17 protein-coding genes are annotated in these 20,619 nt (G+C 29.2%); all 17 read left to right on the top strand.

Annotated features, from left to right (window positions below):
• The first annotated feature begins 5 nt into the window (after positions 1 to 5).
• Positions 6 to 1,268 (top strand): MFS transporter, encoded by a 1,263-nt coding sequence (locus tag IC219_RS05120; protein WP_227432612.1) that lies wholly within the window; start codon positions 6 to 8, stop codon positions 1,266 to 1,268.
• 641 nt (positions 1,269 to 1,909) lie between these two features.
• Entirely contained in the window at positions 1,910 to 3,373 is a 1,464-nt protein-coding gene (locus tag IC219_RS05115; RefSeq protein WP_227432613.1) for an alanine/glycine:cation symporter family protein, read from the top strand.
• A 370-nt stretch (positions 3,374 to 3,743) separates the two neighbouring features.
• On the top strand, positions 3,744 to 4,883 hold the full coding sequence (locus tag IC219_RS05110; RefSeq protein WP_227830744.1) for a M20 family metallopeptidase: 1,140 nt from the start codon (positions 3,744 to 3,746) through the stop codon (positions 4,881 to 4,883).
• A 23-nt stretch (positions 4,884 to 4,906) separates the two neighbouring features.
• On the top strand, positions 4,907 to 6,325 hold the full coding sequence (locus IC219_RS05105; RefSeq protein WP_227830743.1) for a TIGR00366 family protein: 1,419 nt from the start codon (positions 4,907 to 4,909) through the stop codon (positions 6,323 to 6,325).
• Between the two features lie 247 nt (positions 6,326 to 6,572).
• A complete protein-coding gene (locus IC219_RS05100) occupies positions 6,573 to 6,980 on the top strand; it encodes a MerR family transcriptional regulator (RefSeq protein ID WP_227432616.1) in 408 nt (135 codons plus the stop codon).
• A gap of 65 nt (positions 6,981 to 7,045) precedes the next feature.
• A complete protein-coding gene (locus IC219_RS05095; RefSeq protein WP_227432617.1) occupies positions 7,046 to 7,210 on the top strand; it encodes a hypothetical protein in 165 nt (54 codons plus the stop codon).
• A 324-nt stretch (positions 7,211 to 7,534) separates the two neighbouring features.
• On the top strand, positions 7,535 to 8,653 hold the full coding sequence (locus tag IC219_RS05090; protein ID WP_227830742.1) for a C45 family peptidase: 1,119 nt from the start codon (positions 7,535 to 7,537) through the stop codon (positions 8,651 to 8,653).
• A 157-nt stretch (positions 8,654 to 8,810) separates the two neighbouring features.
• Positions 8,811 to 9,680, top strand: a complete 870-nt coding sequence (locus tag IC219_RS05085; protein WP_227432619.1) for an AraC family transcriptional regulator — start codon at positions 8,811 to 8,813, stop codon at positions 9,678 to 9,680.
• Between the two features lie 379 nt (positions 9,681 to 10,059).
• The gene (locus IC219_RS05080; protein WP_227432620.1) at positions 10,060 to 10,605 is read left to right on the top strand and encodes a PTS glucitol/sorbitol transporter subunit IIC; all 546 of its coding nucleotides are present in this window, start codon (positions 10,060 to 10,062) and stop codon (positions 10,603 to 10,605) included.
• A gap of 12 nt (positions 10,606 to 10,617) precedes the next feature.
• Entirely contained in the window at positions 10,618 to 11,631 is a 1,014-nt protein-coding gene (locus IC219_RS05075; RefSeq protein ID WP_227482828.1) for a PTS glucitol/sorbitol transporter subunit IIB, read from the top strand.
• Between the two features lie 220 nt (positions 11,632 to 11,851).
• On the top strand, positions 11,852 to 13,825 hold the full coding sequence (locus IC219_RS05070; protein WP_227830741.1) for a BglG family transcription antiterminator: 1,974 nt from the start codon (positions 11,852 to 11,854) through the stop codon (positions 13,823 to 13,825).
• Positions 13,826 to 13,875: 50 nt separating this feature from the next.
• On the top strand, positions 13,876 to 14,235 hold the full coding sequence (locus IC219_RS05065) for a transcriptional regulator GutM (RefSeq protein ID WP_227432623.1): 360 nt from the start codon (positions 13,876 to 13,878) through the stop codon (positions 14,233 to 14,235).
• 28 nt (positions 14,236 to 14,263) lie between these two features.
• Entirely contained in the window at positions 14,264 to 14,620 is a 357-nt protein-coding gene (locus IC219_RS05060) for a PTS glucitol/sorbitol transporter subunit IIA (RefSeq protein WP_227432624.1), read from the top strand.
• A 37-nt stretch (positions 14,621 to 14,657) separates the two neighbouring features.
• Positions 14,658 to 15,950 (top strand): NAD(P)-dependent oxidoreductase, encoded by a 1,293-nt coding sequence (locus IC219_RS05055; protein ID WP_227830740.1) that lies wholly within the window; start codon positions 14,658 to 14,660, stop codon positions 15,948 to 15,950.
• Between the two features lie 456 nt (positions 15,951 to 16,406).
• A complete protein-coding gene (locus tag IC219_RS05050) occupies positions 16,407 to 17,045 on the top strand; it encodes a helix-turn-helix transcriptional regulator (RefSeq protein ID WP_227432626.1) in 639 nt (212 codons plus the stop codon).
• Between the two features lie 6 nt (positions 17,046 to 17,051).
• Positions 17,052 to 17,894, top strand: a complete 843-nt coding sequence (locus tag IC219_RS05045) for a pyruvate, water dikinase regulatory protein (protein ID WP_227432627.1) — start codon at positions 17,052 to 17,054, stop codon at positions 17,892 to 17,894.
• Between the two features lie 63 nt (positions 17,895 to 17,957).
• The gene (gene ppdK / locus IC219_RS05040; protein WP_227432628.1) at positions 17,958 to 20,585 is read left to right on the top strand and encodes a pyruvate, phosphate dikinase; all 2,628 of its coding nucleotides are present in this window, start codon (positions 17,958 to 17,960) and stop codon (positions 20,583 to 20,585) included.
• Positions 20,586 to 20,619: the final 34 nt, after the last annotated feature.

Below are 20,619 nucleotides of genomic sequence, written 5' to 3'. Positions count from 1 at the left end.
TAATTATGGGAGAAAAAGGGAACGGGATAAAGTTTGGAAAGTTAATGATTCAACTTGTTATTATAGCTATATGTTGGGAATTAGTTTATATTATACCATTTATCCAATACACATTGTATGATCCAATTTTAAAAGCATTACAGTGTTCAAATACTCAACTAGGTTTTTTACTTACAATTTATGGATTAGGTAATATATTTGGAGCTCCTATAGGAGGATGGTTAGCAGATAGATTTGATTATAGAAAGATAATTTTAGGCTCTGTATTTCTTAATGGAATAGTATCATTTTTATTTGCATTTAACATGAACTATACATTTGCTGTCATAACTTGGGTAGGTTGTGCAATTACATCATTAGTTATGAACTACCCTTCTATGGTAAAGATACTTAGAGTTATAGGAAAAGAAAATCAAGGTAAAGTTTATGGATTTAATGAAGCTATGGTTGGAGTTTCTGGAGTAGTAATGGGAGCTATATTCTTATATATTTATACATTATTTTCAACTCCTGTTTTAGGTATGAGATGGGTAATGATATCTTTAGGAATATTATCTATAGTAATGTGTCCAGTATTATGGTTTGTAATTAAAGATGTAGATATTAGTGAAGAAAAAGAAGAAGGTAAAAGTGAAAAAATGGCTGCTAGTGACTTTATGGTAGTTTTAAAATCACCAAATACTTGGTTAGTAGGTATAAGTATATTCTGTGTATATTCATTTACAGTTACAATGTCTTACTTTACACCTTATATAACATCAGTACTTGGAGGTTCAGTTGCACTATCTGGAGCATTGGCTATAATAAGACAACATGGATTAAAATTATTTGGTGCTCCATTTGGAGGGTACTGTGCAGACAAAGTAAAATCACCTACTAAAGTGCTTTTACCAATATATGTACTTGGTATAGTAGTAATAGTTTTATTCTTAGTATTGCCTTCATCAACGCCAATGACTTTATTTATAGCATTAACATTTGTAGTAGGTATATTAGGTTATATGGGAAAAGGTATATACTATGCAGTTCAAGAGGAAGTAAATGTGCCAGTTAAATATTCAGCTACTACTATAGGTATAGCAGCAGCTTTAGGCTTTTCACCAGATGTATTCCAATTTGCATTAATAGGGCATTGGATAGATACTTATGGTAATAAAGGGTACACATATACATTTATATTCCAAATAGCTATTTTAGTAATAGGAATATTATCTTGTTTATATATATTAAAAGTTAAAAAGAAAAGATTAGAGAAGTTAAAAGCTTAAAAGTTTCATTTAATAAGAGAGTATTTTTTTCAGTATAATCTACTGACATAAATACTGTATAAAAAGTAATACTAAATTAAAACTTATAGTTATATTTGATGAATAAAGTGTGAAAAAATTAAAATGTTATCAAGTGTTTTTAGTACAGTTTTAGCATAAAGTTACCCCTAAAAGTATAAGATTGAGTAGCAATTATCACCTATTTGTATATTTACATAAGTTTGTTTAATATAAATTTTACATGGATTTTAGTAATAGATGATATTTGCACTCAATTTTATATCTAATGATAAATAAGAAAATTATGAAATCTAACTATATATTATCTAGCTACATATTAATAGTGTACTATTTATGTAGTAGTATTGGGCTTTTCCTTATATGTATTTCAATTTATATTGTTTGATTGTCTGTCAAACACATATCGTTAAAAAATTTATACACTTATGTTCATGTATCAATTGATATTCTTAATTTTGGTAATAATTGTTGGAGTTTACATATTAAAAGATAGAAATAAGGTAAATAAAATAAAAAATGAGTCTATAAGATATGTTGAGTTAAATAAAGTTTATACAAAATATTAGTACATAGCTGTTTAAATTATTGTCTATAAATTAAAATGAATGGTGGTGAGTTGAGTGACCGATTTAGTTAACACCATTAATGGAATTGTTTGGTCACCTGTATTAGTTGCAATGTGCTTATGCATAGGATTGTATTTTTCATTGAAATTAAAATTTTTCCAAATAAAAGACATAAAAGAAATGTTTACCCTTTTACTTGAAGGAGATAGTTCTCAGGTTGGTATATCATCATTTCAAGGATTTGCTACATCAATGGCTGGAAGAATTGGAACTGGTAATATAGCTGGTGTGGCTGTAGCAATAGCAATGGGAGGGCCAGGAGCATTAGTATGGATGTGTATAATGGCTACCTTAGGCTCGGCGACTGCATTTGTAGAATCTACTCTAGCTCAAATATACAAAGATGAACATGATGGTCAGTACAGAGGTGGTCCTCCGTATTACTTTGAAAAAGGTCTTGGATGGAAAAGATGTTCAATTTTATTTTCAGTAGTTGCAATCATAAGTTATACATTTTTCATGCCTGGGACGCAATCAAATACTTTATACTTAGCAATGAATCAAGCATTTGGATTTTCAAGAATGACAATTGCAGTTACATCTTCTATTGCATTAGGAATAATAATTTTTGGAGGAATTAAAAGAATTGGTTTATTTGCTGAAAAGGTAGTACCTATAATGGGTGGAGCATATCTTATCATGACAATAGTGATAATCATAGTAAATATAAATTTAGTTCCAGGAGCTATTATAACTATGTTTAAATCTGCATTCGGATTTGGTTCAATGTTTGGAGGAATGTTAGGTGCAGCAATATCCTGGGGAGTTAAAAGAGGTATATATTCAAATGAAGCAGGTGAAGGTTCTGGAACTTATGGTGCAGCAGCAGCAGAAGTAAGTCATCCAGCTAAACAAGGATTAGTTCAAGCTTTCTCTGTTTATGTGGATACATTATTAATATGTATGGCTACAGGTATTATGATTATAATAACAGGAAAATACAATGTTACAGGAGTTTTAACTGTATTACCAGGTGTAGAGCCAGGTCCACAATATGTGCAGAGTGCAATAAATACATTACATCCTCAACTAGGTGATATTTTTATAGCAATAGTTTTATTATTATTTACCTTCACAACATTATTAGCATTCTCATATATGATGGAGACCAATGTATCTTATTTGGTAACTAGAATTAAAGCACAAAAACATGAAAAGCATATAATAAATGTCTGTAGATTTATGCTTATAATATGTGCAGCAATGTGTTGTTTTATAGAACCACTTACAAGTTGGGCATTAGGTGATATATGTATAGGCGTTTTAACATATATAAACTTAATTGCTATCTTTACACTTCAAAGGCCAGCTATAAAAGCATATTATGATTACCTAAGACAGAAAAAATTAGGAATAAAAAGAGCTGATAGAAATTTTAATCCTGTTGAATTGGATATAAAAAATGCTGAATTTTGGGAAAATAGATGCTTAAAAGAGAACGAGCAGAAGTTAAATTGAATTAATGATTTTTATAGTATTTTATATAGACGTTTTAATTGGACTTTCAAAATAGATATTAAAGTTATGTAAACTCAATATAATAAATTATAATTTTTAATGCATATGTTTATATTTTTACTTATTAGTTATTTGGTTTATACATGTAGAAATACATATTTATATTCAAAACTGTTATTTTAAAGGTTAGTATATATAGTAAGATTATTTATTTTAATAGATAAAATAATGGATAGAAAAATTTGTACTGTTGAATAAGTCACTAGGTTTTACTATAAGTGTAGAAATAGTTTTAATGTAATAAATATAAGTTTGTTTTATCTTATATGAATAAATATATAAATTAATTTTAATGGGAGGTAAGATTGATATGAAGGAAAAAATAATACAAGTTGCGGATTTAAAGAAAGAAAAAATTTTGGAGCTATGTCAATCTTTGTATGATGAACCAGAAATTGCCCTACAAGAGTATAAATCTGCTAAAAAAATATCAAAATTTCTAAGAGAAGAAGGTTTTGAGGTTGAGGAAAATTTGGCAGGTATGGCAACAGCTTTTAAAGCAACAAAGAAAAATGGCGATGGTCCAAGAATAGCATTTATAGCAGAATACGATGCTCTTCCAGGTAATGGTCATGCATGTGGCCATCATTTGATAGCTTCCATGGGAGTTGGAGCTGGAATAACTCTTGCAAGTATACTAGATACTTACAAAGGAGAGGTAAGTATAATTGGGACACCAGCTGAAGAAACTGGGGATGGAAAACCTTACTTGATAGAACATGGTGTATTTGATGGTTATGATGCTGCAATGATGATACACCCAAACTCAAAGACTTGTGTAACTCCAGAAATTATAGCAATAGGAGGATTAGATTTTATATTTACTGGGAAAGCATCCCACGCAGGAGCTAAGCCATATAATGGAATAAATGCTTTGGATGCAGTAGTGTTATTATATAATAATGTAAATGCATTGAGACAACAATTGCTAGATGGAACTAGAATACATGGTATCATACTAGAAGCAGGAACTGCTGCAAATGTAATACCTGACATGGGGAAAGTAAGACTAGAAATACGAGCAAAAGAGCAAGACTACTTTGACGAGGTGGTTGAAAAAGTAAAAAATTGTGCTAGAGGAGCTGCAATAGCTACTGGCTGTGAACTTGAATTTTACCATTTTGAGCCAACTTGCCAAGGCTTAAATGCAAACAAGGTTTTAACAGGTATCTTTACAAACATTATGGAGGAATTTGGTATATATGATGACGATGAGCAGGTATTATTAGGTTCGACAGATATGGGAAATCTTAGTCAAATTATGCCATGTATACATCCTTTGATAAAATTCTCTGAAAATGGTGAAGAACTACATACAAAAGAATTTTTAGAAGCAGCTATAAAGCCATATGCAAAAGATAGAGTAATTGATGGAATAAAAGTATTAGCTTTGACAGGATTACGTTTATTTGAAGAACCAGAATTACTAAAAAAAATGAAAGAAGAGTAAATTCTAACAAAGGGGATTAGGCTATGACTAATAAGAGTAAAATCAAAAAGAAAAAATTAGCATTCCCGGATGCATATGTTTTGATGATAGGTTTAATTATATTTGCAGCCATAATGACCTACATTGTTCCTTCTGGAACATATAATAGAGTTGAAGATTTAAATACTGGAAATATGATTGTGCAAGCTGGAAGTTTTACATATGGAGAACAACATCCTGTCAGTATAATGGATGTATTCAGAGCTATACCAAGCGGGCTTGGAAAAAATTCTGTAACAGTTTTTTTTGTACTTATTATTGGAGGTGCATTTGGTGTAGTAAATTCTACTGGCTCACTAGATGCCCTAATTGGTAGAGTTATCTCCAAAAGTAAAGGAAGCAAAAAAGGTGAGATTATAATTACGTGTCTAGTATTGACTTTTGGACTAGCTGGTGGAGTTGTAGGAATGTATGAAGAATGTATTGCATTCTTACCTATATTGATGACCTTATGTATTGCTTTGGGATATGATGCATTAGTTGCTTCAGGAATTTTATTGTTAGGGCTTGCATCAGGTTATGGTTCAGCTACTATTAATCCTTTTACAGTAGGATTAGCACAAGGTATTTCAGGTTTACCACTTTTTTCAGGTATGTGGTTTAGATGGATATTTTGGATTTGTACAATGATTTTACTTTCTACATATATAATTTTTTATTGTAAAAAGATAAAAAAAGACCCAAGTAAAAGTTTAGTGTCAGACATTGATTATAGTCACTGGCAAATTGATGAGTCTTCTGTCGGGGATAAGTTATCTTCTGGAAATATTAGAGTATTAGTTACATTCTTTGGAGGAATACTGGTTCTGATGATATTGATTGTAAAATTTTCTTTAGGAATGTCGGATTTATCAGCTTATTTCTTTGCTCTAGGAATTTTATGTGGAATAGTCTATGGTATGAATCCAAATAAAATTGCCTCTGGATTTGTAAAAGGGATGCAAGAGATGGTCTATCCAGCTATTTTGATAGGATTTGCATCTAGTATAGTAGTTATATTAGAACAAGGAGTAATTTTAGATTCAATAGTTCATGGATTGTCATTAGTGTTAAATTATGTTCCTAGGATTTTTAGTGGAGGAGCAATGATGATTATGCAATCTGTAATCAATTTCTTTATACCTTCAGGTACAGGTCAAGCTATGGTAACTATGCCACTTATGGCTCCACTTGCAGATGTTATTGGGATACCTAGACAAGTTGCAGTTTTAGCTTACCAAATGGGTGATGGATTTGCAAATGGAATAGTACCAACGCTAGGCGTTCTTATGGCTGGAATATCTATTGCTCATATCCCTTATACAAGATGGTTTAAATTTGCATCAAAGATAATACTTATGGAATTAGCTTTAGGATTTATATTTTTGATGATTGCAGTACAGATTAATTTAGGTCCTTTTTAAAGTGTTAAAAAATACATTTATATAATTTTAAAATAAAATATATTGGGATTGAACATATTAAATTATAAAATTTATAATATAATAAATTACATTTAAGTATAGTCTCTAAAATAAAAGGTGAACTTTATATAGTTCACCTTTTTGATTTACTTTTTTAATTTATAAAAAAAGTTTTTAAAAAGACTTGACCTAAAGTTAACTTAAGGTTGTATATTAAAAAAAGATAATTATAAGGAGTGTGATGCTTATGACAATTAAAGAAGCCTCAAAACGTACTGGAATATCAGTCGATAATTTGCGTTATTATGAAAGGATTGGTTTGATTCCACCTATTCCTAAAAATAAATCTGGAATTCGTGATTATGATGAACGCGCTATTCATTGGATTGAGTTTGTGATGAAGTTTAAAAAAGCAGGTGCTTCTTTAGAAGCTATTATTGAATATGTACGACTTGCATGCTCTGATGATGATACAAAGGAAGTACGTAGAGAAATATTGGTGGAAGTAAAGGAAGATTTGACTACACAGATTAGTAAACTTCAAGAATGTTTAGATGTTGTTGAGTATAAAATTGAAAATTACTATAACCTGTGTGACCCTGTAACACAAAAAATGGTTAAGGAGTGGAAAGAAAAGCATGAATATAAAAAATAATGCTTGACCTTAAGTTGAGTTAAGGGAATACAATATAAAAAATAAAATAAAAGAGGTAATTATATATGAAAAAAGATTTAGGTTCTGTAATAGGATTATATCCTACACCATTAGTAGTAGTTGGAGTAGTAATTAATGAAAGACCTAACTGGATGTTAGTAGGACATTTAGGTATTATTGGACATGACCATATTATGGTAAGTTTAGCAAAATCGATTATGATAAATTAAAACCAATTTTATTTGAAATGCCTGGATATACATATTTAAAAACAGGAAATACATTTGCTAAATGTATGACACTTAGAAAGAATGAAGGGGAATGATTATAATGCACTAGTAAAACAAGCCCAACAAGAAATACAAAAAGGTATTATGCCTAGTATTAAAAAAACATCATATGATTTAAATGATATAGAAACTTAAATAATCCTATATAAATCTGGTACTTATTAGACCTTTTAGATTTGTTAACTTATCATAGCAAAAAATATCATGAAAGGTTATAGCTCTGATGATAAAATTAAATACAAGATATATGTAGGAGGAAACAATATGGAGACTTTAAAAGTAAGAACTTTCGAATTATGTGGTACAAATTATGAAATAGGGTATGAGTTAGGAAAATCAATTGTAAATATACCAGAGTTGATAGGTGAACAAATTAATAAATCTAATGTTTTAACTAAAGAAGAAGAAAATCATATGATGGAGTTATTTGATAAATATTGTCCAGGGCTTAATGAAGAATTACAAGGTTTTGCTGATGCTATTCATGTAAATCAGAATCAAATTTTATACTATACTATGACATATCTTAGACCAGGTTGTAGTCAAGTTGCATTAGCACCAGAATTAACTGAAAATGGTCATGTACTATTTGCACGTAATTTTGACTTTTCACACAAGATGGAGGATTTTGTATTATGCAAAACTAAGGTAGCTGGTAAATACGCACATATTGGGACTACAGTAATGCAGTTTGGTAGAACTGAGGGAATGAATGAATGTGGTTTAGGTGTGAGTCAGTCATCTTGTGGTTTACCTGTAGGTAATTCAGAGGGACTGAGAAAGCCAGCTGTTGTAGGTTTACAATTTTGGGCTGTTATTAGATATTTGTTGGAAAACTGTAAGGATGTAGAGGAAGCATTGGTATATATAGAAGACATGCCAATAGCATATAATATTAATTTATTGATTGCAGATAAGTCTGGAAATATTGCACTTGTAGAAACTTTAGATGGAAGAAAAGACATAAATAGAATAAATAAGGCAGAAAGTGAAAGGGAATCATTTTTGCATTCTACAAATCATGTCCATATTGAGGAACTTCATAAACTAGAACCACAATCAATGAGCAATTCTATTCATAGATATAAATTAATTAAAGAGTATATAGAAAGTTCTAAAAAGATTGGAGAGAAAGATTTAATTAATTTATTGACTTCAAAATATCCACAAGGTCTATCTTGTAATTATTATAATGATTTTTTTGGAACTTTAAAAAGTATAGTTATGGACCTAACTATGGGAAAATTTAATATTTTATGGGGTGGATTGGAAGACAATGGTTGGAATAGTTACTATTTAAATGATAACTTTAAGTATACAACACAACTTGTAAATATAAATATAGAGAAATCACCATCAGATTTTTTTAAATTAATTGAATAAGAAATACTCTGATTATCCTATGTAGTTATATATACAAAATAAAATGAAAGTGCTACATAATGTTGCATTGTTTATGATATTTTAGTATAGTAAACAAAATAGTGTTACTTAAAATATTATAATACTTGAGAATATTAAAGAGAATAGGGGTATAACCTTGGATTACTTAAAGTATTTTGAAAAAGCTATAATATATATTGAAAATAACTTAAAAGAAGATATAAGTGTAAATGATGTAGCAAAAGAATCTGGATATTCTTATTATCATTTAACACGTTTATTTAAATCTATGTTTGGTGAGAGTGTAGGAAGTTATATAAAAAAAAGAAGATTAGTTAATAGTTCTAAAGAACTTTTATACAGTGATAAAAAGGTACTAGATATAGCAATTGATAGTGGTTTTGAATCTTCAGAAGCATTTAGTAGAGCATTTAAATCTATATACAAGGTCAGTCCCATAGAATATAGAAAAAATAGAATAGATGTATTTGTTGGAAAGAAGAAAAAACTAGAATTAGATTTTATGAAACATTTAGTTGAAAATGTAACAATCAAACCAGTTATAAAAGAGATAGATTCAATAAAAGTAATTGGTATAAAAGAAAAAGTAACACTAGAAGATGAGTCATTACCTAGTTTGTGGGAAAAATTTAGAGAAGTATACAATATGGTGCCAAACACTTTGCCATCAAACAGAGCATTTGGAATTTGTGAAGCAACTCCACAAATACATCTACTTAGTGAAACTATGGAATTTAACGAAATAATAGGGCTTGAAGTTAGTAGCTATGAAAATATACCAAGTTTATTTGTTTCAAAAAATATTGATGGAGGAAAATACGCTGTATTCACTCATACTGGTAGCTTGGACAAGCTAGATAAAACTTATGAATATATATGGGGAACTTGGTTCTTAAGCACAAAGGAAAAAATTGATATAAGAGATGATTTCGAGATATATGATGAAAGATTTTTAGGACCTGATAATGTAGATTCACAGATTGATATTTGTATACCTATAAAATAACTGTAGATAAAACTAAAAATAAGTTGAAATAGAAAATAGATGCTCAGAAAAGAGCATCTATTTTTTTATTTATAGTAGCTATCGACAATTTCGATAATAAAATAAATAAAAACAAGTTCTTAAATTTCTAAGAAAAATTTAAAATATAGTCACAATAAAATTTGTATATTTCTGAAAATTCTAATTAGTACAACTTTTTCCTTTGCAAAGTTGAAAAAAGATGTATTAATTTATCAAAAATATTATATTAAAATGATATTAATCAAAGAAAAACATTTATAATAATAGTATATCTTACAGAAAAAGGATGCAATTTGTAGAATTAAAGCTAGTCAATAAAATTAAAAATTTAAAGAAATTATAGGGAGGTTATAATCTTATGGAAAACGTTATTACAGGTCTAAGTAAAGGTGCAGAGTGGTTTATTGGTTTATTTCAAAAGGGAGGAGAACAATTTGTAGGTCTTATATCAGGGACTCTTCCAACATTAATCGTTTTAATGGTAGCTATTAACTCATTGATTAAAATAGTTGGTGAAGAAAGAGTAAATAAATGGGCTTCTAAACTTGGAAGAAATGCTTTTACAAGATATACTTTGCTTCCATTAGTGTCAGTATTTTTCTTAGGAAATCCTATGTGTTATACATTTGGTAGATTTCTAAAAGAGGAACATAAAGCAGGATTTTATGATGCAGCTGTTTCATTTGTACATCCAATTACAGGACTTTTCCCACATGCAAATGCAGGAGAACTTTTTGTATGGCTAGGTATTTCAGCAGGTTTAACTACATTAGGTAAGGAAACAACTACATTAGCATTATGGTATTTTATAGTTGGTCTAATTGTGATTTTTATAAGAGGTGTAGTAACAGAAAAAATGTACGCATTTTTAACAAGAAAAAATAAAGCAACAAATAAGGCTTAGGAGGGGTTTAAAATGGATGCAAATAGAGTATTAAAGATAGAAAAGGGAACTTCTGGTTGGGGAGGACCTTTATACATAAAAAAAGAAGCAACTAGAAATAAAATATTGTCAATGACTGCTGGTGGTATTCATGAAGTGACATTAAAAATAAAAGAATTATTGGATTGTGAGGTTATAGATGGATTTAAAACTGGGATTCCTGATGAAGAGGTGGCAGTAGTTATTATTGATTGTGGTGGAACAGCAAGGTGTGGGGTTTATCCAAAGAAGAAAATACCTACAATTAATGTAAATCCAGTGGGAAAAACAGGGCCTTTAGCAAAATTTATAACTGAAGAATACTATGTATCAGATGTTAATATTAATTGCATAAGTATTTTAGATGGTGAAGAAACACAAAAAAAATCTCAAGAAAATAAAAATGAAAGTCAAAGTTCTATTAGAAAGCCTGATAATTATAATGAAGTAAAATCAAAAGCTCAAGAAGAATATGCGAAGAAAAACATAATACTTTCTATTGGGCAAGGAGCAGGACAAGTAGTATCAAAGTTTTATGATGCGGGTAGAGATACTATCCAAATGATAATGAATAATGTAATACCATTTATGGCATTTGTAAGTATGCTTATGGGAATTATTTTGGCATCTGGGTTAGGTGATTGGATTGCAAAGGTAATATCACCACTTGCAGGAAACATTGGTGGTTTGTTAGTTATATCAATAATTTGTACACTTCCATTTTTATCACCTATATTAGGTCCTGGAGCAGTTATAGCACAGGTAGTAGGTACTCTTGTAGGAACACAAATTGGTCTTGGTGCAATACCAGCATATTTAGCACTTCCTGCTTTATTTGCAATAAATGGGCAAGCTGGCTGTGACTTTGTCCCAGTAGGATTAAGTTTAGGAGAAGCAGAACCAGAAACCGTGGAATATGGAGTACCAGCATTATTTTACTCTCGTTTAATAACTGGGCCAATATCTGTAATTATTGCGTATGGCGTTGCAATATTTGCATTAAGATAGTATTTTATGTTGTTATGAGATTTAAACTTAATTAATAAAATTGTAAATGTAAACTTAAGCTAGTCAAAATTTTAGTTAATGAAAGACTAGCTTTTGTAGTATTAATTAGGAGTGATTATTGATTTGGATTAATACTAAATTTTCCTCTAGCAAAGTGAAATTTTATGTATTAATTTGGTTTCAAGTTTGTACTAGAATGAAATCAAGGAGGAGATGCAAAATGAATGTAACTGAGAAAATTCCTTCTATTGACCGTAAAATATTCAAGATATTGATTATGTGTAGTAAAAAAGAGTTTGTAAGTATTGATTCAATAGCAGACGAATTGAATGTTACAACCAGAAGTGTCAGAACATATATAAAGCAATTGAATAAAGATTTAGGAAGTAACATAGCAATAATAAAATATATAAAAGGTCAAGGCTATAAACTAGAGATAAAAGATAAGCAAATACTCAATAAGATTATTGATGTGAATAAAAAAAGTGTATTTTCATTAAATTCAAAGGAAGAGAGGGCAGAGTTTATACTAAATTATTTGATAGAACTAGATGGATTTATTACACTGGATAGTCTAGCAGATGAGATGTGTATAGGAAGAACTACACTAGTAAATGACTTTCAATATGTAGAAAAGGTATTAAATTCTTATAATTTGAATTTAGTAAAAAAGCAAAATACAGGAATGAAATTACATGGTAGTGAACTTGATATTAGGTTACTTATATTAAATCAGTTGTATAAAGATTCAAGAAAAGATTTAAATAATTCTAAGTACTTTAAATGTATCAAAAAAGAAGAAATTGCAAGTTTAGAAGAAGAATTATTGACTTTATTTAAAAATAATAATTTTTATGTTACAGATGAAATGCTCAGAGAAGTTTTTAATTACATAGTAGTTTTGATGTACAGAGTAAAAGAACAGAAGATAGTAAAAGAGTATGATGTAAAATTTGATTTACTTAAGTCATATGATGAGTATCTTATTGCTGGGGAAATAAAGAATATTTTATCAAAAAAATTTGAATATATTTTAAACGATGAAGAAATTATTTATTTAACTATACCATTAGTAAGTGGAAATGCACCAGCATCAGAATGTGCTTTAAATAGTAGTAGAATAAATAAAAATATTGATGATTTAATGGAAAGCATATTCAATCAGATATATGTTGATATGGGTATTTTTATAAATGAGGATGAGTTAAGGGTAGGACTTGGATATCATCTTAGTTTTACACTGAACAGGCTATTATTTAATATAAAATTAAAAAATGTATTGTTAGAAGAAATCAAACAAAACTATATACTTCCATTTAAGCTGGCACAAATAGCAGGAAAAGTAATAGAGAAAAAATATAATCTAGAAGTTTCTGAGGATGAAATTGGTTATATAGCAATTCATTTTAGTGGATACTTAGAAAGAAATAGTAGTAGATTTTATTCAATTAGGAAAATAGCAATTATATGTGGGACAGGTCTTGGAACAGCAAAACTATTAAAAATAAGAGTTGAAAAATTGATAGGAAATAATCCTAAAATTGATACTCTTTCAAGTTTTAATTTGAGAAACATTAATTTAGATGAATACGATATAGTTTTTACAACTATTGATTTAGATACATCAAATATAAATACAATAGTATTAAAAATCAATACAATATTTGATGAAAATAAATTGAGGGAACAATTAAAGACCGTATTATGTTTAAGAGAAGGCAACATAGATACTACTGATTCTCCAAATTTACTAATAAATAATTTGTTAAATGAAAATAAATTTATGATATTAAATGAAAAAACGATACTTGATTCATTAGAAAAAATGATGGACAATCTTATGGATTTGGGATGTATTGATGATAATTTTAGAAAAAATATAATCAAAAGAGAAGAAAAATCTCCTACAGTTTTTGATAAAGGTTTATTATTTCCTCATGCTGTAAATGAAAAGTCAGATAAATTTTTAATGGCAGTTGGGGTTTTAGAAGAGCCAATATTTTATGCAAATAGAAGTATAAAAATAATACTTATGACAATGTTTCCATGTGAGGATAAGGTGGATTCAGATTTATTGGTAAAGATTTATGAAGAAGTTTTAAAGATAGGACAAAATGTAAAATTAACAAATAAGATAAGTAAATGTAGAAGCTTTGTAGAATTTAAAAAAGTATTGATTGAGAATATTATATAAGTTTTGTATAGGACTAAAAAAACAAATTAATTTATGAAAGGTGTGTAAATATGAAACTACTTATAATTTTATTTGTTGTTTATGTTTTAAATACTTTGTTTGTAATGAATCAGAATAAACTATATTTCAAAGCCTTAAATAAAGCTAAAAAAATGGGCGATATAGTGTCTACAGGAAAAAAGAAAAGTTATTTTTCTAAAGGAAGTATAGCTATTATATCTTCAGATTCAGAGGGATTTATAAAGTGTGGAGAAATTTTAAAAGGTCGCACAGTGATGGCTAAGTTTAAAGAGATTGAAGATATAAAAGGATTGGACATATATAGTGCAGAGCAAAAATTTAAAGATGAAGAAAGTATTGTACAAGCTATAAAATTTATAAAAGAAAAAATAAATGTTTCTTTTAATTAATCTAATATAAATTATCAGGAGGGATATCATGAAGTATGAAGTTAAGATAAGTGGGATAGGCAGTTTAGTTGAAGAATTAATAAATGAAAGCAACTGTCTTATTATATACGATGAAACTATTAATGATGAAGATTTGAAAGATATATCTGTAATTCATTCAATATCAACATTAAAAAGTAATGTTGAAATAGGGGATACACTTACAATAGGAAATCGAGATTATTGTATAGTTTCAGTTGGTGATATTGCTCAAAATACTCTTAGAGAAATTGGTCACTGTACAATTAAATTTGATGGAGAAGATAAAGTAAATTTACCTGGAGAAATACATGTAGAAATTGGAAAACCAGATATAAAGATTGGAGATTTAATAACTATTTATTAATTTGAAAAATAAAATTATTATAACAGGAGGAATTGATATGTTAGATTTAAACAGAAAACTTGCAAAGCTAGAAGAAGAAGGTAAAAAAATAAAAGTAGCTCTTATAGGTGCTGGTCATATGGGTAATGGAATGGTAAGTCAAATGGCAAATATGAAAGGAATGGAAGCATCTATTGTTGTAGATATAAATCTAGAATTAGCTCGTAAAGCATTTACTGATGCAGGTATAGAAGAAGAAATCATAGATAATGTAACAAATGAAATAGATGCAGAATTAAAATTACAAGAAGGAAAAGTATTAACATGTAATGACTTTCTTGTGGCTTGCAAAACAAAGTCAATAGATGTAGTTATAGATGCAACAGGAGGTATTGCAATTGGTGCAGAAATAGCACTAAATGCTATTTTAAATAAAAAACATATAGTAATGTTAAACGCTGAAACTGATTGTGTTGTTGGTCCAATACTTAAAAAATTAGCAGATGACGCAGGAGTAATATTTACAGGTTCTGCAGGAGATGAACCAGGGGCAGTAATGGGTCTATTTGATTTTGCAGATGCAATGGGATTTGAAGTTAGAGTAGTAGGTAAAGGTAAAAACAATAAACTAGATTTAGACTGTAATCCTGATACTGTAAAAAAAGAAGCAGAAAGAAAAGGAGCTTCACCTCATATGATAGCTTCTTTTAAAGAAGGTACTAAAACAATGGTAGAAATGGCTTTAATGTGTAATGCAACTGGATTTGTACCTGATGTAAGAGGTGGGCATGGTATTGAAGCTACAGTTAATGAAGTACCTAAGAAATATGCATTAAAAAGCGAGGGTGGAGTATTAGATAATTATGGTGTAGTTGATTTTGTAAATGGTATAGCACCTGGTGTTTTCGTTGTAGTTGCTCATAAATTAAAAGCAGTTAATGATGAATTAAAATACTTAAGTATGGGTGATGGACCTAATTACATATTATATAGACCATATCATTTATGCAGTTTAGAAACTCCTTTATCAGCAGCAATGGCAGTTTTAGAGCATAAGGCTACAATAGTGCCTAAAGCTGGATTAGTTGCAGAAGTTATGACTATAGCTAAGAAAGACTTGAAAAAAGGTGAGTATATGGATGGATATGGTGCATATACATGCTATGGCACTATAGAAAAATATGATGTTGCAAAAGAAATGAATGCTGTACCTATTGGTTTAATCAGTAAAAAGACTAAAGTTATCAAAGATATTAAAAAGGGTGAAGTTATAACATATGATATGGTAGAGATAGAAAAAGATACTACTTTATATCATTTAAGACAATTACAAGAAAAAATATTTGGATAAAATTTATTGTATAATAATATAATATAGATGTTATTTAAAAGAGGGTTGATGGTTATTTTAAAATCAGCCCTTTTAAATTTTTTTATATTTTTTGAGAGAGTGTTTTGATAAATCTTATTTTATAGTTTGTTTACAGTTAAAAATCTTACTAGTAGGTTTAATTTAAATTAATTCTGCAATTTTATATTCATATTTAAGATAATATAATTAAAAATTTTAATATAAAATGAATTAAAATAGCCAATTATGTATTATAATATTAACTGTAATACTAATATAGTTCTATTAATTAAAGAAATATCCCCCATTAATATACAATAAATATCTTTAAGCAAAAGAACTTGGTAAAAAATATATCGTATTCAATAAAAAATCTGTTTACAGAATGGTATATATAGTTATATAATATACTATATAAGATACGAAAAGATAAAAAGTATAGCACAATGAAAGAAGGTGATTATTATTCAGCTTAATGAAAGACAACTAAAAATAATAGATATAGTTAAGGAAAATGAACCAATAACGAGTGAAAGTATTGCCTCCAGCTTGAATGTGACTCGTGCTACACTTAGATCTGATTTAGCTATATTAACAATGACAGGAATACTAGACGCAAGACCAAAAGTTGGATATTTTTATTCAGGAGTTAGTGAAATTAATTTAATTGGTAAAAGTATAAAAGAAAAAACAGTAGAAGATATAATGAGCATGCCTGTACTAGCTAAGAAAGACGAAAGTATATATGATGTAATAGTCACTATGTTTTTATCTGATGTAGGGAGTATAGTTATTATAGATGAAAATGAAGAATTATGTGGAGTTGTTTCTAGAAAGGACTTATTAAAAGCAACTATAGGAGGTTCTGATATAAATAAGATGCCAATAGGTATGATAATGACAAGAACTCCAAATGTAGTTACTTTGACTAAGGGAGCAAGTGTTTTATTGGCTTCAAAAAAAATAATAGAACATGAAGTAGATTCGATTCCAATTGTTGAATATAAAGAAGAAGACAAAAACCATATGAGAGTTGTTGGGAGAATATCAAAAACCAACATAACTAAGCTATTTTTAGAAATAGTTGACAATTAAGGAGGTATGCTGGTGAAAAACCTAATTATATATGCAGTATCAGACTCAGTAGGAGAGACTGCACAACAAGTTGCAAAAGCATGTATGTCACAATTTTATGTAAATGAAACTTATGAAATAAAAAGATTTCCATATATGATTAATAAGGGAGTATTACTTGAAACACTAGAAAATGCAAAAGCTGAAAACGCTTTGATTGTATATACATTAGTTGATGAAGAGCTATGCAGTATTGTTGAAAGATATTGCGAAAGAGAAGGTCTTAGTTGTATAGATTTGATGACAGATATATTAAGGGAAATAAGTAAAAGAACTGGAAGAAAACCTAAAAGAGAAGCTGGTATAATCAGAAAATTAGATGAATCTTACTTTAAGAGAGTTGAGGCTATAGAATTTGCAGTAAAATATGATGATGGAAAGGACCCTAGAGGAGTTCTTCAAGCAGACATAATTTTAGTGGGAATATCAAGAACATCTAAAACTCCTTTAAGTATGTATTTAGCTAATAAAAATATAAAAGTAGCTAATGTACCATTAGTTCCAGAAATACCAATTCCTAAAGAAGTATTTGAAATAGAAACTAAGAAGATAATAGGTCTTACTAATTCACCTGAAAAGTTGAATGAAATAAGAACTCAAAGATTAAAAGCTTTAGGGCTATCTAGTAAAGCTAATTATGCTAACTTAGAAAGAATACTTCAAGAATTAGACTATTCAGAAGAAATAATGAAGAAAATTGGATGCCCAGTAATAAATGTTTCAAATAAAGCAATTGAAGAAACTGCAGGTATAATTTTAGACATAATGAAGGAAAATGGTCTAAAAATATATAAAGAAATAGAAATTTAATAAAATGTTTAATAGTAAAAATGATATAAATTAAAATAAAAAAGATTAATGGGGGATTTAACAATGGAAACTAAGTATGTTTATAGTTTTGGTGAAGGAAGCAAAGACATGAAATCTTTACTAGGAGGTAAAGGTGCCAATTTAGCAGAAATGACTAAGATAGGCTTACCTGTCCCTCCTGGATTCACTATAACAACAGAGGCATGTAATGACTACTATGTTAATAATGAAAGTATAAGAGCAGAAATAATAAAAGAAATAGAAGCACATCTAGCTACTTTAGAAAAAGATTTAAACAAAACATTAGGATGCAATAAAAATCCACTACTAGTATCAGTTCGTTCTGGTGCAGTATTCTCTATGCCAGGAATGATGGATACAATACTTAACTTAGGTCTTAATGACAATAGTGTTATTGGTCTAGCAGAAGCTACACAAAATGAAAGATTTGCATATGATAGTTACAGAAGATTCATACAAATGTTTTCTGATGTTGCTATGGAAGTGCCAAAATACAAATTTGAAAATGTACTAGATAGAGTAAAAGAAGCAAAAGGATACACAGTTGATACAGAACTTACAACTGATGACTTAAAAGAAATAGTAAAAGAATTTAAAGCAATATACAAAAAAGAAATAAAAAGTGATTTTCCACAAGACCCAAAAGAGCAATTAATGCTTGCTATAGAGGCAGTGTTTAGATCATGGAATAACCCTCGTGCAATCGTATACCGTAGATTAAATGATATAGCTCATAATTTAGGAACAGCAGTAAACATTCAATCAATGGTATTTGGTAATATGGGAGAAACTAGTGGTACAGGTGTTGCATTTACTAGAAATCCAGCTACAGGAGAAAATAAATTATTTGGTGAATTCTTAATGAATGCTCAAGGTGAAGATGTTGTTGCAGGTATAAGAACTCCTCAAAATATATCAACTCTTGCTGAAGTAATGCCAGCTGTATTTGATGAATTCGTAAAAATTACTCATATACTTGAAGGTCACTATAAAGATATGCAAGATATAGAGTTTACTATAGAAAATGAAAGATTATATATATTACAAACTAGAAATGGTAAAAGAACAGCAGCAGCAGCAATAAATGTAGTAGTTGATTTAGTTGAAGCTGGAATAATAGATGAAAAAGAAGCTATAATGAGAATTGAGCCTAATCAATTAGACCAGTTATTACATCCAAAATTTGAAGATAAAGCTTTAAAAGAAGCTAAAGTTATAGCAAAAGGTTTACCAGCATCACCAGGTGCAGCAAGTGGTAGAGTTTACTTCAATGCTGATGATGTAGTAAAAGCAAATGAAAAGGGAGAAAAAGTAGTTTTAGTTAGACTAGAAACATCTCCAGAAGATATAGAAGGTATGGTTAAGGCTGAAGGAATTCTTACAGCTAGAGGTGGAATGACATCACATGCAGCAGTTGTTGCTAGAGGTATGGGTAAATGTTGTGTTGCTGGATGTGGAGAAATAAAAGTTGATGAGTTTAATAAAGAAGTAAGAGCTCTTGATGATATAGTTATAAAAGAAGGAGAGTACATTTCTATAGATGGTTCTACAGGAAATGTTTACTTAGGAGATGTTAAGAAAACAGAAGTTTCTTTAACTGGAAACTTTGAAAAATTAATGCAATGGGTAGATAAGCATAAATGTATGATGGTTAGAACTAACGCAGATAATCCTAGAGATGCTCGTGCAGCTATAGAATTTGGTGCTGAAGGTATAGGTTTATGTAGAACTGAGCATATGTTCTTTGATGAAGACAGATTACCAGCAGTTAGAGAAATGATATTGTCTAATACAGTAGAGCAAAGAGAAAAAGCTCTTGAAAAAATATTACCAATGCAAAGAGAAGATTTTGTAGAGTTATTCAAAGTTATGGATGGAAAGCCAGTTAATATAAGATTACTAGATCCACCACTACATGAATTCTTACCTCATGATGATGAAACTATAGAAGAACTTTCAAAAACTATGGGAATAAAAGTAAGTGATATTAAGAAGAGAATAGTTGATTTAGATGAATTTAACCCAATGCTTGGGCACAGAGGATGTAGACTTGCAATAACTTATCCTGAAATATGTGTAATGCAATCTAAGGCAATAATACAAGGTGCTATAGAAGCAATAAGAGCAGGTGTTAAAGTTTCTCCAGAAATAATGGTTCCATTAATTGGAGAAGTAAATGAGTTAAAGATAATAAGAAAAATGATAGTAGAAACTGTTGATGCTATAATCAAAGAAGAAGGAGTAGAAGTTCCTTATACTGTAGGTACTATGATAGAAATACCTAGAGCTTGTTTAACAGCTGATGAAATAGCACAAGAAGCAGACTTCTTTAGTTTTGGTACTAATGACTTAACTCAAATGGCATTTGGATATTCAAGAGATGATGCTGGTAAATTCTTAGGTCAATATGTAGATGAAGAAATATTAGAAAAAGACCCATTCCAAGTACTAGACCAAAATGGTGTTGGTAAGTTAGTTAAGATGGGAGTTAAATTAGGTAGAGAAGTTAAACCAGAATTAAAACTAGGAATATGTGGCGAACATGGTGGAGAACCATCTTCAGTAGAGTTCTGTTATAATGTAGGACTTAACTATGTATCTTGTTCACCATTTAGAGTGCCAATTGCTAGACTTGCAGCAGCTCAAGCATCTATAAAAAACCCTAGATAATAATATATTATAAATATATATAATTAAACTAAAA

Origin of the sequence: Clostridioides sp. ES-W-0018-02 (assembly GCF_020658175.1) — a bacterium.
In the GTDB taxonomy this organism is placed as follows: domain Bacteria; phylum Bacillota; class Clostridia; order Peptostreptococcales; family Peptostreptococcaceae; genus Clostridioides.
The sequence above is the reverse complement of the archived record's forward strand: the minus strand, read 5'-3'. Positions and strand labels throughout refer to the sequence as shown.